Genomic DNA, 13,420 nt, shown 5'->3' with positions numbered 1-13,420 from the left:
GAAATCCGCGGGTGCGGGGCCTCGGGGAACGCTCTAGAACAGGCGGAGCTTGTCGTCCTCGATACCGCGCAGCGCGTCGTAGTCCAGGACCACGCACTCCATGCCCCGGTCCCCGGCCAGCACCCGCGCCTGCGGCTTGATCTCCTGCGCGGCGAACACACCGCGGACCGGCGCCAGGTGCGGGTCCCGGTTCAGCAGTTCCAGGTAACGGGTGAGCTGTTCCACGCCGTCGATCTCGCCACGGCGCTTGATCTCGACCGCGACGGTGGCGCCCGAGGAGTCCCGGCACAGGATGTCCACCGGGCCGATCGCCGTCATGTACTCGCGCCGGATCAGCGTGTAGCCCTCGCCCAGCGTCTCGATGCGGTCGGCGAGGAGCTCCTGGAGGTGCGCCTCCACCCCGTCCTTGATCAGGCCCGGGTCCACGCCCAGCTCATGCGAGGAGTCGTGCAGGACTTCTTCCATCGTGATGATGAGCTTCTCGCCTGCTTTGTTGACGACCGTCCAGACGCCGGCATCGTCCCCCGTCCCCTCCTTGAGGGTGCACGGCGGCGACATCCAGTTGAGCGGTTTGTACGCCCGGTCGTCCGCGTGGATGGAGACGCTTCCGTCCGCCTTCACGAGGATCAGACGGGGTGCGGAGGGCAGATGGGCGGTGAGCCGGCCCGCATAGTCGACGGAGCAACGGGCGATGACGAGACGCATGGTCGGCAACGCTACTCGAAGGAGCCGCCCCCACGCGATTCGCCCCCGAAAGCCCCGTTCGCGGATGGCGCGTTGTATGCGCATTCTCCTGGTGCGGTCCCCACCGGGCGCCTACCGTGGTGACCAGGAGGTTGCGATACGCGCACACTGCGTTGCTGCGTGTTGCGGCTCCGCCTTCCCTGCCCGTAAGACTCCGGTCACCGAAACGACCGGGGTCGCGAGAGGAGAACCCATGTCGCTCGACGTCTCACCGGCCCTACTCGAACAGGCCGAGCGAGGCGAGGTCGACGAAGCCGCTTTCGTCGACTGCGTCCGGACCTCCCTGCCCTTCGCCTGGGAGATGATCAGCTCGCTGGTGGCCCAGCTCAAGGTCGACGGCGGAGAGTTCGCCGACAACCAGACGCCCCCGCCGGACGAGCAGGCGCGCGGCCAGCTGCTGCGCGCGCTCGCGAGTGACGCGATACGCGGTGCGCTGCAGCGGCACTTCGGGGTGCGGCTCGCGTTCCAGAACTGCCACCGGGTCGCGGTGTTCCCCCTGGACGCCTCGGCCGACGACCGACTGGCCAAGTTCACATCGATCCGGGGTCAGCTGCTCAACCAGTCTCCGGAGCTTCGGGACTGCTAGCGGGACCGCCGGGGGTGTCCCGACTCTTTTTGCTGCCGCTCCGCATCGCAGGGGGGTGTTACCGATACCGGGGCGGCAGCCACGGCCGGGAGAAGCGCATCACACGAGCCGGGGCACGACCTCGCCGCCCAGCCGCCGGACGTTCTCCTCGGTCGAGGCGAGATCGCCCGAGCCCTCCGTCAGCAGCGCGAACCGGGTGATGCCGGTGCGCTCGGCGGTGGCCGCCAGCCGGTCCACGGCCAGGTCCGGGGTACCCACCGGGTGCAGCTCGCAGAGCAGTTCCGTATAGGCCACCGGGTCCCGCATGGCGCGGTGCCGTCCGTCGACCGTGACATGCGCGTCCAGACCCAGCCTGAACCAGCCGGGCATCGCCTTCAGCAGGGTTTCCCGGGCATCTACCGTGCGGTCCGCGAGCTGGCAGACCCCTGCCGAGACGTGGCCGGCGTTCCGCACGGTGTCCGCGGGGTGACCGGCCGCGCGGGCCGTCTCCTGCCACAGCGCGACCATGGCCGCCTTGTCCTCGTCCCCGCAGTGCATGCCCAGCAGCATCGGCAGCCCCCGCTCGGCGGCCATCCGTACCGAGGCCGGAGAGGTACAGGCGACGATCACCTCCGGTCCCGCCGCATCCGCGTCCAGGGCCTCCGACGGACGCGGTACGACGGCCACCTCGCGGAAGCCGTACCGGCCGCCGGCCGAGCCGACCCGCGGTTCGGCCAGCCAGCGCCGCAGCAGGTCCAGGGAGTCCGGGAACTCCTCCTCGTACGCCGGCAGGCCGCCGCCGAACACCTCCAGGTCCACCCAGGGCCCGCCCCGGCCCACCCCGAGGGTGAACCGGCCGCCCGAGGTCAGGTGCAGCAGGGCGGTCTGCTCGCCGAGGGCCACCGGGTGGGTGTTCGGCAGTACGCTCACCGCCGTGCCCACCCGCAGCCGCCGGGTGCGGCCGAGCAGCAGCGCGGCCAGGGTCACCGCCGAGGGGCACACCCCGTACGGAACGAAGTGGTGCTCGGCCAGCCAGACCGAATCCAGCCCGGCCTCCTCCGCCACCTCGGCGGTCCGCACCGCACGGTGCAGCGCCTCCCCCTGTCCCTGCCCCGGGAACTGGGCTGCCAGTACAAACGCTCCTACGCGCATCGCCCTCTGCCTCCTTGCGGCTGACGCGGCTTTCCCCCGATGGCAACAACGTCTGACACGTGCCAAAGGCACGGCCTGACAGGAAAGTTATTGAGATTGTCGGCTCAGTCGCCGTCCGGCGGGGGCCGCCGTGAACACCCTGCGGGTACCCGGGCTCGCTCCGCGTAGTCTGGGAGAAAGTCCCGTCCGCCCGCAGCTTCGTGAGGTATACGTGTCACCGCGCCACAACCGCCCCAGGGGCGGCGAGAACCCGGAGGAAGGCCCCCGTGGCGGTCTGGACCGCTTCGGCCTGGAGAGCACCGAGGAGTGGCAGGGCGAGGACTGGAAGATCCGGCACGTGGCGGGCGCGAGCTCGGTGGGCAAGCGCTACCGCTGCCCCGGCTGCGACCAGGAGATCCCCTCCGGCACCCCGCACCTGGTGGCCTGGCCGGAGTACGGCGGCGTGGACGACCGGCGGCACTGGCACAAGGCCTGCTGGAACGCGAAGGACCGCCGCGCCTCGAAGGTGCAGCGGTCCCGGAACGCCCCGCGGTACTAGCTACCGGCTACACGTCGCGGCGGCCGACCACCAGGTACGAGCCGGCCACCGCCGCCGCCGTGACCAGGCCCACCAGTCCGAGCTGGGCGAGATCACTGGGGATGGCCTCGCTGGAGCCGGTACTGCTGTCCGCCCCGAAGAGCTGGATCAGCGCGACCGGCGGGCTGTAGGTCACCAGCGTCTGCCCGACATCGCGGGTGGCCTCCCAGGCCCCGAGCATCGCGCCCAGCACCGGCGGGACGGTGACCACGCCCAGCATCACGGCGATCCCGCCGGCCGAGTGCCGCACCAGCGCCCCGACCGCCAGCGCCAGCACCCCGAGTACGGTCACGTACACACTGCCGCTCACCGCCCAGAGCCATTCGCGGGCGGTGTGCACACCGGAGCCGGCACCGGAGTGCATCATGGCGGCGAAGAAGCCGACCAGCGCGACCGAGGACAGCACCGCGCCCAGGGCCACCGTGCCGAAGACCACGTACTTCGCGGTCAGCACCCGGTACCGGTCGGGGGCCGCGGTCAGGGTGGTGCGGATCAGCCCGGTGCCGTACTCGGAGCAGATGCTGAGCACGCCGAGCACGATCACCGACACCTGCCCGACCAGCAGGCCGAACATGGCGGGCCCGGTGAACGGCATCTGCTCGTAGTCGTAGGCCGTGGTCTGGATCACGGCGATGCTGCCGATGCCGACCACCAGGACCACCAGCGAGGCGAGGGTCCACAGGGTGGAGCGGACCGAGACGAGCTTGGTCCACTCCGAGGCCAGCGCATGCACGAGGGTGGGCCGGGCGGCGGGCAGCGGAGAGTCGTACCGCTGCCGGTCCTGCTGCTCCTGCCGGGCGGTGTTCACCGGGGCGCTCATCGGGATTCCCCTTCGACGCTGGGCTTGCTCGCGGACGGGGTGCCCGCCAGGTCCCCGGGGCTGCCGGGCATCAGGAAGGGGGCGGCGCCCGCCCCGGGCGGCGGGGGAGCGAAGAAGCCCGCGGCCGTCGAGGCCGGCAGCTCCGGGGCCACCTCGTCCTCCCAGGCGGGCAGGGACATCGGCTCGGGCGCGAACAGCTCGGCCCGGGGGTCGTCGGTGGAGGTGTACTCGACCGAGCTCTGGGTCATCCGCATGTACGCCTCCTCCAGCGAGGCCTTGTGCGGGGACAGCTCCCACAGGCGTATACCGGCTTCGTGGGCGAGATCGGAGATACGGGGCAGCTCCAGGCCGGTCACCCGCAGGGCGCCGTCCGGCTCCTGGAGCACCCGGGCGCCCTCCTTGGCGAGCACCTCGCCCAGGGCGCTCCAGCCATCCGGCTGGGTGTCGGCGACCCGGACCCGAGCGAATCCGGCCGAGTTGTGGGCGATGAACTCCTGGACGCCCATGTCGGCCAGCAGCCGCCCCCGCCCGATCACGATCAGGTGGTCGGCGGTCAGTGCCATCTCGCTCATCAGATGTGAGGAGACGAACACGGTCCGGCCCTCGGCGGCCAGCTGCTTCATCAGATTGCGGACCCAGAGGATGCCCTCCGGGTCGAGGCCGTTGACCGGCTCGTCGAACAGCAGCACCTGGGGGTCGCCGAGCAGGGCGGCGGCGATGCCGAGCCGCTGGCCCATGCCGAGGGAGAAGCCCTTGGTCCGCTGCCGGGCCACGTCCTGGAGGCCGACCACCCCCAGCACCTCGTCCACCCGCTTCTCCGGGATGCCGGAGAGCTGGGCGAGGGCGAGCAGGTGGGTGCGGGCCCGACGGCCGCCGTGCACGGCCTTGGCGTCGAGCAGGGCGCCGACGATGCGCTGTGCGTGGGGCAGCTCCCGGAAGGGGTGGCCGTTGATCGTGACCCGCCCGGAGGTGGGCCGGTCCAGGCCCAGGATCAGGCGCATGGTGGTGGACTTCCCGGACCCGTTCGGTCCCAGGAAGCCGGTGACGTGACCTGGCCTGACCTGGAAGGACAGCTGGTCGACGGCTGTCTTCGCGCCGAAGCGCTTGGTCAGTCCGACTGCCTCGATCATGCTCTGCCCCTTGCCGGCCGGGCGCGTCTCGCCCGAGTAAGGCTTAAGAGGATATCGAGCGGCGTACGGTTCCGTCCCGGGCCGATCCCTGAGCTACCCCTGAGGTACCCCTGAGACCGGCCCGGACCGGCAGCGGTCAGGCGTCGCGTCAGGCGTCGCGCTTCTTCAGCACCAGCAGCCCGCCGATCACGGCGGCGGCGACCCACAGCCCCATGATCCCGATGCCGCCCCAGGGACCGTAGGGGGTCTCGGGGCTCCCGAAGGCGTCCGGGACGACCAGCATGATCCTCGACCCGGCGTTGCTGGGCAGGTACTGACCGACGGGACGGGTGGCCTCGAAGCCCGCGAGGACGTTCGAGAGGATCAGGAAGAACGGGATCAGGATGCTGATGGCGGCGATCGAGCTGCGCAGCATGGCGGCCACGCCCATGCAGAACAGGGCGAGGAGCGCCATGTACAGGCCGGCGCCGACGACGGCGCGCAGCACGTTCTCCTCGCCGATGCCGATGCCGTCGTCTCCCAGCAGCGCCTGCGTGAGGAAGAACGACACGAAGCTGGTCAGCATGCCGACGGCCAGGGCGAGCCCGGTCGCCACGGCCATCTTGCCGAGCAGGAAGCGGGAGCGGTTCGGTACTGCGGCCAGCGAGGTGCGGATCATGCCGGTGCTGTACTCGGTGCTCACGACCATCACACCGAAGACGATCATCGCCAGCTGCCCGAACTGCATCGAGCTGAAGCTCGTCGCGGTCGGATCGAAGCTCTCGATCTTCGCCGGATCGGCCGTGGCGCTGAACAGCGCGGCAAAGCCGACGGTGACGAGGAAGGCGAGGGCGAGCGTCCAGCTGGTGGAGGCGACCGTGCGGATCTTGGTCCACTCGGACTTGAGAACGGCGGAGAGGGCCATGGTCACTCGCCGTCCTTGCGGGTCGCCTCGAAGCCGGCGCCCCAGGCGGGGACGTCGGCCGGGCGGGCCGGGTTGTCGGCGGCCACACCGGCCTGCGGCGGGACTCCCGGGGTGCCGGGGGCATGGGCGTGGTACTCGACCGCGTCCGCCGTCATACGCATGAACGCTTCCTCCAGTGAAGCCCGCTGCGGGCTCAGTTCGTGCAGCACGATCTGGTGCTGGGCGGCCAGTTCGCCGAGCTCCTCGGTGGTCGCGCCGTCGATCTCCAGCGTGCCGGTGCCCGGGACCGCAATGGCCGCGATTCCCGCCTCGTGCAGGACGTCCTTGAGGCGTTCCTGCTGAGGGGTGCGCAGCTGTACGTAACTGCGCGAGTTCTGCTGGATGAAATCCGACATCGAGGTGTCGGCCAGCAGCCTTCCCTGGCCGATCACGATCAAATGCTCGGCGGTCAAAGCCATTTCGCTCATCAGGTGAGAAGAAACGAAGATCGTCCTTCCCTCCGCCGCAAGACCCTTCATGAGATTCCTGATCCAGAGAATTCCCTCCGGGTCCAGGCCGTTGACGGGTTCGTCGAACATCAGGATCTCGGGGTCGCCGAGCAGTGCGGCGGCGATGCCCAGCCGCTGCCCCATGCCCAGGGAGAAGCCCTTCGACTTCTTCTTGGCCACGGCGGTCAGTCCGACCAGGTCAAGCACCTCGGCCACCCGGCTTTCCGGGATCCGGTTGGACTGGGCGAGGCAGAGCAGGTTGTTGTAGGCGCTGCGCCCGCCGTGCATGGCCTTGGCGTCCAGCAGCGCTCCGATGTATTTCAGCGGCTCCGGCAGATCCCGGTAGTGCTTGCCGTCGATCCGGACCGTGCCACTGGTCGGGTTGTCGAGGTCGAGCATCATGCGCATGGTGGTCGACTTGCCGGCCCCATTGGGGCCGAGGAAGCCGGTCACCACTCCCGGTCTGACCTGGAAGCTGAGGTTGTTGACGGCGGTCTTCGCGCCGAAACGTTTCGTAAGTCCCTCAAGCTCGATCATGCGCCTGACACTAGAACGGCCGAAGGCCCGACGCCAGTTGAAAAGGGCGCGGGCCTTCGGGCACGGGGGCTTCCTGCTGCCGAACAGTACCGGGGGTGTACTGCCGGTGTACGGGTTGTGGCGTAGCGGGACGTACCGAGCGGGGGTACTAGCGGCTCTGCTGGGCCGGCACGCCGCGGGAGACCGGCTCGTCGTCGACGATCGGGTTGGCCGCCGCCACCGCCGCACCGGTCAGCGTCGCGAGCATCTCGCGGACGTTGGTCAGCTGGGCGTTGATGGAGTCGCGGCGGTTGGTGAGCGCCGCCAGCTCGCGCTCGGATTCGCTGCGGATGCGGTCGGCCTTGGCGTTGGCGTCGGCCACGATGTCCTCGGCCTGGCGCTGCGCGGTCTCCACCGTCTGGCGGGCCCGGCGCTCGGCGTCCGTACGCAGCTTCTCGGCCTCCAGGCGGAGCTGCTCGGCCCGGTGCTCGATCTCGGCGAGCCGCTTCTCCGCCTTGGCCTGGCGGGAGGCCAGGTCGCGCTCGGACTGCTCGCGGCGCTTGGCCAGGTTGGTCTCGAAGTCCGCGGCGGCCTGGGCGGCCTTGGCGCGGGTCTCCTCGAAGAGCGCGTCGGCCTCCTCGCGCTTGGAGGCGGCGTCCTTCTGGGCCTCGGCGCGCAGGGTGGAGGCGTCGCCCTTGGCCTTCTCGACGATGCGGACGCCTTCGTCCTCCGCCTTCGTCTTGCGCTCGGCGGCGAACGACTCGGCGTCGTTGCGCACCTGCTGGGCCGCCGACTCGGCCAGCTCGCGGTGCTGCTCGGCCGCGCGACGGGCCTCCTCGCGCAGGTCCTTCGCCTCCTCCTCGGCGAGCCGCAGGATCTTCTCGACCCGGGCGCCGAGACCGGCGTACGACGGCTCGGCGTCGTTGACCTGGGCCTGGGCATTCTGCGTTTCGAGGTGGAGCTCCTCGATGCGCTTCTCCAGGGAGTTGATGCGGGACAGTGCGCTGTCACGGTCGGCGACCAGCTTGGTAATGCGGTCGTCCACCTGACCGCGGTCGTAACCACGCCGCACGAGCTCGAAGCCGAAGGGGGAGGATGTGTCGCTCATGGGGTTCCTGTCGAATGAGACCGATGAGGTGCTACGTGAGGTGTTAAGGGGAATCCTAGGCGCCGGAGCGGCGTGTCATCGAGTCAATCCGTGTTTGCCTTGGACAATGACACCCCTTTTGAGTGGCAAGGCGACGGAATGCTTGCCGCTCGTTTGCCTGAAGTCCCATCAGGAGCACACTTCCAGGCGCTTTGGCTAGCCCTCGGACTGCTTTCCACTCGAACGAGTGGAACCCGCTGTCGCTCCCGCCTTCACTCCACCGGAACCCTGACCGCCCACCGATGGCTTTCCGCCACCCGTGGGTGCCTCGAATGATTCCAACGCCTCAAGCACGTCCTGGACACGGGAGATCTCCGCCTGGATGTCCTCGCGCCGGCGCACCAGCACCTCGAGCTCCCGGCGCCCCTCCTCGACCAGCCGCTCCGCCTCGGACCTGGCCTCGCCGAGGATTTCCTCGGCCTCCCGGCTCAGCTCCGCCTTCTTCTGCTCGGCCTCCTTCAGCAGCTGTTCGGCCTTGCGGACCGCCGCGATGCGGACCTTCGAGGCCTCGCTGCTCGCGTCCGAAACCAGCTCCTTCGCCTTCGCCTCGGCCTCCGCGCTCTGCTCGGTGGCCGCCTTCACCAGCTTGTCCACCCGCTCGCCCGCCGACTTCATCTGCTCGGCCGACTCCCGGCGGGCCCGCTCGTGCAGCTCCTCCACCTCGGACTCGACCCGGCTGCGCAGCTCTTCCGCCCGCTCCCTTATGGCAGCTGCGTCCGTGCGGGCACCGACGAGCAGTTCGTCCGCATCCGTCCGGGCCTTCTCGACCAGCGAGTTGCCCTCGACGGTCGCCTCGGAGGTGATCCGGGCCGCCTCCTTGCGAGCCGCGTCGACCATCGCATCGGCCTGCTCCTCGGCCCCGGTGGTCGCGGCCAAAGCCTGCTTCCGGGCCTCGGCGGTGAGCTTCTCCGCCTCCGCACTGGCCTCGGTGATGAGCCGGTCGACCTGCTCGGCGGCCTCGCTGCGCCGCTTGTTGGCCGCCTCCCGGGCCTCGTCCAGCAGCCGCTCGGACTCCTCGCGGGCCTCCGTACGGGCGCGCTCGGCCTCGGCCGCCGCCTCCGCCTTGACCCGCTCGGCCTCCGACCGGGTCCGGGTGGCGTGCTCCTGGGCGGAGCTCAGCGCCTCGGAGGCCTCGGCCCGCAGCCGCTCCGCCTCGCCGGCCGCTTCGCCGACCGTCCGCTCGTTGTCCCGGCGGGTCTGCTCGGTGAGCTTCTCCGCCTCCGAAGCGGCCTCGGCGATCAGCCGGTCCGCCTGCTCGGCGGCCTCGGTGCGCAGCCGGTTGGCCTCGGCCCGCGCCTCGTCCAGAGTCTGCTCGGACTCCCGCTCCGCACCCGCCAGGGTCTCCGCGGCGGCGGCGGTGACCCGCTCCGCCTCGGCGGTGGCCTCGCCGATGATCCGGCCGCCGTCGTTGCGCGCGTCGTCCAGGATCCGCTCGGCCACGGCCTTGAGGGCCTCGGCCCGCTCGGCCGCCTCGCCGACCGTACGGTCGTTGGCCGCCTGCGTCTCGATGGTCATCCGTTCGGTCTCGGCGGTGGCCTCGCCGATGAGCCGGGCGCCCTCGGCGCGCGCGTCGTCCACCGTCTTCGCCGCGTCCCGCTCGGCGCCGGCCAGGGTCTCGGCCGCCTTGGCGGTGAGCGCCTCGGCCTCGGCGCGGGCCCCGTCGAGGGTGGCCGCCGCCTCGGCGGTGATCCGCTCGGCCTCGGCCGCGGCCTCGCCCAGGGTGGCCTCGTTGGCCGCCCGGGTCTCCTCCGTGTGCCGGTCGGCCTCGGTGGTGGCCTCGTTGATGAGCCGGTCCGCCTGCTCGGCGGCCTCGGTGCGCACCCGGTTGGCCTCGGCCCGCGCCTCGTCCAGGGTGCCGGCCGCCGCGGCCTCGGCCTCGGCCGCGATCCGGGCGCCCTCGGCGCGCGACTCCTCCAGGGAGACCGCCGCCTCGGACCGGATCCGGTTGGCGTCCTCGCGGGCGTCCGCCCGGGTCCGGGCCGCGTCCCGCTCGGCCGCGGCCAGCGCGTCCGTGGCCTCCGTACGCACCCGCTGGGCGTACTCGGCGGTGTCGCTGCGCAGCTGCTCGGCCTCGGCGATGGCCTCGCCGACCGTGCGTTCCGCGAGGGCCTTGGCCGCGTCCGTCTCGGCCCGCGCCTCGGTGCGGATCCGGTTGGCGTCCTCGGTGGCCCGCTCCCGCTCCGCGTATGCGTCGCCGCGGACCCGCTCGGCCTCGGCCTCCGCCTCCGTCTTCGTACGCTCCGCCGCGTGCTCGGCGGCGCTGCGCAGGCCGGTGATCTCCTCCTCGGCCTCCTCGCGCAGCCCGGCCACCGACTCCCGGACCTCGCGGGCCGTGGTCTCGGCAGCGGAGACCAGCTCCGCCGCCCGCCGGTCCGCCTCCTCGACCAGGCGCGCGGCCTCGGCCTGCGCCTCCTCGGTCCGCTTGCGGGCCGCGGCCAGCAGCTCCTCGCTCTGCTCGCGGGCCTGGGCCCGCTCGCTGCCGGCCTCCTCGCGGGCGGCCGACAGGGTCTCCTCGGCCTCCCGGCGGCGCCGCGCGGCCTCCTCCTGGGCGGCGGCAAGGGCCTCGGCGGCCTCCTCGGCCACCCGCTCGGCCGCCGCCTTCGCCTCGGCGCGCAGCCGGTCCGCGGTCTCCTGGGCCTCCGCCCGGACCCGCTCGGCCTCGGCCTCCGCCTCGCCGGTCAGCCGTACGGCGGCCTGCTCGGCCTCCGCGCGGGCCCGGCCGGCGTCCTCGGCCGCCTCGGTGCGCAGGCGCTCGGCCTCGGCCTCGGCCTGTGCCTGGAGGGTGCGGATCCGCTCCGCCGACTCGGCCCGCAGCCGGTCCGTCTCCTCGGTGGTCTCGCGGCGGATGCCGTCCGCCGCGGTCCGGGCGTCGCGCAGCGTCTGCTCGGCCGTGGACAGCCGGGACTCCGCCTCCTGGTGCAGCCGCACCAGCTCGGTGTCGGCCTCGGCCCGCTTCGCGGCCAGCGCCCGTTCGGTCTCCTCGCGGCGCTCGCGCACCGCCTCCTCGGTCTCGGCGCGCAGCGCCTCGGCGGCCTCCTCGGCCTCGGTGCGCAGCCGTTCGGCCTCGGCGCGGGTGCGCTCCAGGGTCTCCTCGGCCTGGGTGCGCAGCGCGGTGGCCCGCTCGATGGCCTCGGCGCGGACCCGCTCGCTCTCGGCGCCCGCCCCGCGGCGCAGCTCGTCGGCGTCCGCCTTGGCCTTGGTCAGCAGCTCCTCGGCGGTCTTCGCCGCCTCCTCGATCTGCTGGACCGCCTCGCGGCGGGCCTCGCCGCGGATCCGCTCGCCCTCGGCGACGGCCTCCGCGCGCAGCTGCTCGGCCTCGCCGCGCAGCCGCCGCGCCTCCTCCTGGAGCTCGACGGTCTTGGCCCGGTACTCGGCCGTGTCGTCCTTGGCCGCGCCCTTGAGCTGCTCGGCACCTTCGGCGGCCAGCGCGTGCAGCCGCTCGGCCTCGGCCTCCGCCTCGCGGCGGATCCGCTCCGCTTCCTCGCTGGCGGCCCGGGTGGTGGCGCGGGCGTCCTCGGACGCCTTGTTGAGGATGTCCTCCGCGGTCCGGGCGGCCTTGGCGAGCTGGGCGGCGGTGTCCTCGGCGGCGGCGGTACGGGCCTGCTCACCGGCCTCGGTGCGCAGCCGCTCGGCCTCGGCGCGGGCGTCGGCGAGTGCCTGCTCGGCCTCCGCCTTCAGCGCCTCGGTCTCCTTGGTGGCCTCGCCGACCAGCCGGGCGACCTGCTCCTTGGCGGTGCGGGTGCGCTGCTCGTTGACGGACTCGGCGGAGGCCAGCTGCTTGGTGGCGGCCTCCTTGGCCTCGGCGAGCACCTTCTCGGCCTCGGCGCGGGCCTCGCGCAGGGTGCTCTCGGCCTCCTGGACCCGCTGGTCGGCCACCCGGCCGAGGTCCAGGGTCTGCTGCCGGGTCTGCTCGGACTCGGCGGAGGCGGTGGAGCGCAGCCGTTCGGCGTGCTCGGTGGCCTCCTGGGCCTGCGAGGAGGCGGCGGACAGCAGCCGCTCGGCCTCCTTCCGGGCGCGCAGCAGGGTGGCCTCGGCCTCGGCGCGGCCCGCTTCGGAGGCCTCGGCGAGCCGGCGGCGGGTCTCCTCGGCGACCCGGGCGGCCTCGGCGCGGGCGGCGTTCAGCGACTGCTCGGCCTCGGCGCGGGACTCGTCCATCAGCCGCCGGGCCTGGGACTCCGTACGGGCCCGCAGCTGCTCGGCCCAGGCCACGTTCTCGTTGACGTGCGCCTCGACGGTCTGCCGGCGCTCGTTGAGCTCCTGGTCCAGCCGCTGGCGCCGGTTGACGGCCTCGGCGTGCAGTTCGGCCTGGAGCCGCGCCTGGTGCTCGGCGTGCTCCTGGAGGATGCGCTGGGTCTGGGCCCGGGCCTCGCGGAGCTCGCGCTCGGCGTCGGCGCGCATCTGGTCGGCCTGGACCTGCGCATTGCGCAGCAGCTGCTCGGCCTGGTAGCCGAGGTCCTGGTTCTCGTACGCGGGGCGGGACGCGAGAGCGCGACGCACCTCGTGGAGCTTGGCCCGCAACACCTCGACCTGGTATCCCAGGTCCTCGGCGTGCTGGACGGCCTTCTCGCGCTCCTTCTTCAGCCGCTCCATCTCGGCCTCGAAGCGCGAGAGATGGTCGGCCTCAGCCTGATGGCTCTCCTGGCGTTCGTAGCCCCGCACAGCGCGGTCCCATCCGTCCCCTGGTCGCAAGCTCACTCCCAAATGAGCACCGTCCGCCCGCTGAACGGCGCCCCCGGGGAAATGGTGTCAGATACCGGGGCAAGGGTCACAGGGCCCCGACCCCTTCCGCACCGAACCCCGGCCGAGCCATCCGCCACTCTACCGGCCGGGGATATAGGTGAGGTCAGTGCTCGGGGTTGGAAGTGACCAGTTCGGTGAGGACGCCGTGGCAGTCCTTGGGGTGGAGGAAGGTGATCTTCGATCCCATGGAGCCGGTACGGGGCTCGTCGTAGAGCACGCGGACCCCCTTGCCGCGGATGGCCTCGGAGTCCCCGCGGACGTCCTCGGTGCCGAAGGCGATGTGGTGGACGCCCTCGCCGTTCTTGGCCAGCCACTTGCCGACCGCGGAGTCCTCCCGGGTGGGTTCGAGCAGCTGGAGGTAGGAGGCCCCGCCGTCCGAGGTCTCGTTGATCTTGAGCATGGCCTCGCGGACGCCCTGCTCCTCGTTGATCTCGGTGTGGAACACCTCGAACCCGTACGTGGCACGGTAGAACTCGACAGTCTTGTCGAGGTCGAAGCAGGCGATCCCGATGTGGTCGATTCTTGTCAGCATGGGACCAGTGCACTGCTACGGAGGGTGGTTACGCAACGTGCGCGCGATCACACCGACAGGCCGGTGACGCCGCCGGTACCGCTCAGTACATTCGTGTGAACCCTC

Annotated in this window: 11 protein-coding genes; 2 read left to right on the top strand and 9 right to left on the bottom strand. The window is 72.0% G+C overall.

The window, feature by feature from the left end:
- Positions 1-33: 33 nt before the first annotated feature.
- Positions 34-705 carry an endonuclease NucS gene (nucS, locus tag DEJ50_RS10605; RefSeq protein WP_150207311.1) on the bottom strand — a complete coding sequence of 224 codons (672 nt, stop codon included), beginning with the start codon at positions 703-705 and terminating at the stop codon, positions 34-36.
- Between the two features lie 232 nt (positions 706-937).
- Here nucS and DEJ50_RS10600 point away from each other — a divergent pair, with 232 nt between their 5' ends.
- Positions 938-1,330, top strand: coding sequence for an SCO5389 family protein (locus tag DEJ50_RS10600; RefSeq protein ID WP_150207310.1), 393 nt, complete (start codon positions 938-940; stop codon positions 1,328-1,330).
- Between the two features lie 99 nt (positions 1,331-1,429).
- On the opposite strand, the gene DEJ50_RS10595 is transcribed toward DEJ50_RS10600, so the two are convergent.
- Positions 1,430-2,461 (bottom strand): LLM class flavin-dependent oxidoreductase, encoded by a 1,032-nt coding sequence (locus DEJ50_RS10595; protein WP_150207309.1) that lies wholly within the window; start codon positions 2,459-2,461, stop codon positions 1,430-1,432.
- 211 nt (positions 2,462-2,672) lie between these two features.
- Between DEJ50_RS10595 and DEJ50_RS10590 the strand changes: the two genes are divergently transcribed.
- A complete protein-coding gene (locus DEJ50_RS10590; RefSeq protein WP_150207308.1) occupies positions 2,673-2,999 on the top strand; it encodes an ATP/GTP-binding protein in 327 nt (108 codons plus the stop codon).
- A 7-nt stretch (positions 3,000-3,006) separates the two neighbouring features.
- Here DEJ50_RS10590 and DEJ50_RS10585 read toward each other — a convergent pair whose 3' ends face one another.
- The 7 genes from DEJ50_RS10585 to mce form a co-directional block, all read right to left on the bottom strand.
- On the bottom strand, positions 3,007-3,858 hold the full coding sequence (locus DEJ50_RS10585) for an ABC transporter permease subunit (RefSeq protein WP_150207307.1): 852 nt from the start codon (positions 3,856-3,858) through the stop codon (positions 3,007-3,009).
- Positions 3,855-4,988 carry an ABC transporter ATP-binding protein gene (locus tag DEJ50_RS10580; protein ID WP_150207306.1) on the bottom strand — a complete coding sequence of 378 codons (1,134 nt, stop codon included), beginning with the start codon at positions 4,986-4,988 and terminating at the stop codon, positions 3,855-3,857. The genes DEJ50_RS10585 and DEJ50_RS10580 overlap by 4 nt, the downstream gene beginning before the upstream one ends.
- Before the next feature lie 148 nt (positions 4,989-5,136).
- Positions 5,137-5,892 carry an ABC transporter permease gene (locus DEJ50_RS10575; protein ID WP_150212046.1) on the bottom strand — a complete coding sequence of 252 codons (756 nt, stop codon included), beginning with the start codon at positions 5,890-5,892 and terminating at the stop codon, positions 5,137-5,139.
- A gap of 2 nt (positions 5,893-5,894) precedes the next feature.
- Entirely contained in the window at positions 5,895-6,917 is a 1,023-nt protein-coding gene (locus DEJ50_RS10570; protein ID WP_150207305.1) for an ABC transporter ATP-binding protein, read from the bottom strand.
- Positions 6,918-7,065: 148 nt separating this feature from the next.
- Positions 7,066-8,004, bottom strand: coding sequence for a cellulose-binding protein (locus DEJ50_RS10565; protein WP_150207304.1), 939 nt, complete (start codon positions 8,002-8,004; stop codon positions 7,066-7,068).
- Between the two features lie 195 nt (positions 8,005-8,199).
- Positions 8,200-12,702: a polarized growth protein Scy gene (gene scy / locus DEJ50_RS10560; RefSeq protein WP_150207303.1), complete on the bottom strand. Its 4,503-nt coding sequence runs from the start codon at positions 12,700-12,702 to the stop codon at positions 8,200-8,202.
- Between the two features lie 184 nt (positions 12,703-12,886).
- Entirely contained in the window at positions 12,887-13,315 is a 429-nt protein-coding gene (mce, locus tag DEJ50_RS10555) for a methylmalonyl-CoA epimerase (RefSeq protein ID WP_150207302.1), read from the bottom strand.
- Between the last annotated feature and the right edge of the window lie 105 nt (positions 13,316-13,420).

Source organism: Streptomyces venezuelae, assembly GCF_008642295.1.
Taxonomy (GTDB): Bacteria; Actinomycetota; Actinomycetes; order Streptomycetales; family Streptomycetaceae; genus Streptomyces; species Streptomyces venezuelae_C.
Note: the sequence above shows the minus strand (reverse complement) of the source record. Positions and strands in the feature narration are given on the sequence as shown.

Excerpts from the sequence above, each read along its gene's own strand:
- nucS (WP_150207311.1), bottom strand. The coding sequence starts at position 705 with ATGCGTCTCGTCATCGCCCGTTGCTCCGTCGACTATGCGGGCCGGCTC.
- DEJ50_RS10600 (WP_150207310.1), top strand. The coding sequence starts at position 938 with ATGTCGCTCGACGTCTCACCGGCCCTACTCGAACAGGCCGAGCGAGGC.
- DEJ50_RS10595 (WP_150207309.1), bottom strand. The coding sequence starts at position 2,461 with ATGCGCGTAGGAGCGTTTGTACTGGCAGCCCAGTTCCCGGGGCAGGGA.
- DEJ50_RS10585 (WP_150207307.1), bottom strand. The coding sequence starts at position 3,858 with ATGAGCGCCCCGGTGAACACCGCCCGGCAGGAGCAGCAGGACCGGCAG.
- DEJ50_RS10580 (WP_150207306.1), bottom strand. The coding sequence starts at position 4,988 with ATGATCGAGGCAGTCGGACTGACCAAGCGCTTCGGCGCGAAGACAGCC.
- DEJ50_RS10575 (WP_150212046.1), bottom strand. The coding sequence starts at position 5,892 with ATGGCCCTCTCCGCCGTTCTCAAGTCCGAGTGGACCAAGATCCGCACG.
- DEJ50_RS10570 (WP_150207305.1), bottom strand. The coding sequence starts at position 6,917 with ATGATCGAGCTTGAGGGACTTACGAAACGTTTCGGCGCGAAGACCGCC.
- DEJ50_RS10565 (WP_150207304.1), bottom strand. The coding sequence starts at position 8,004 with ATGAGCGACACATCCTCCCCCTTCGGCTTCGAGCTCGTGCGGCGTGGT.
- mce (WP_150207302.1), bottom strand. The coding sequence starts at position 13,315 with ATGCTGACAAGAATCGACCACATCGGGATCGCCTGCTTCGACCTCGAC.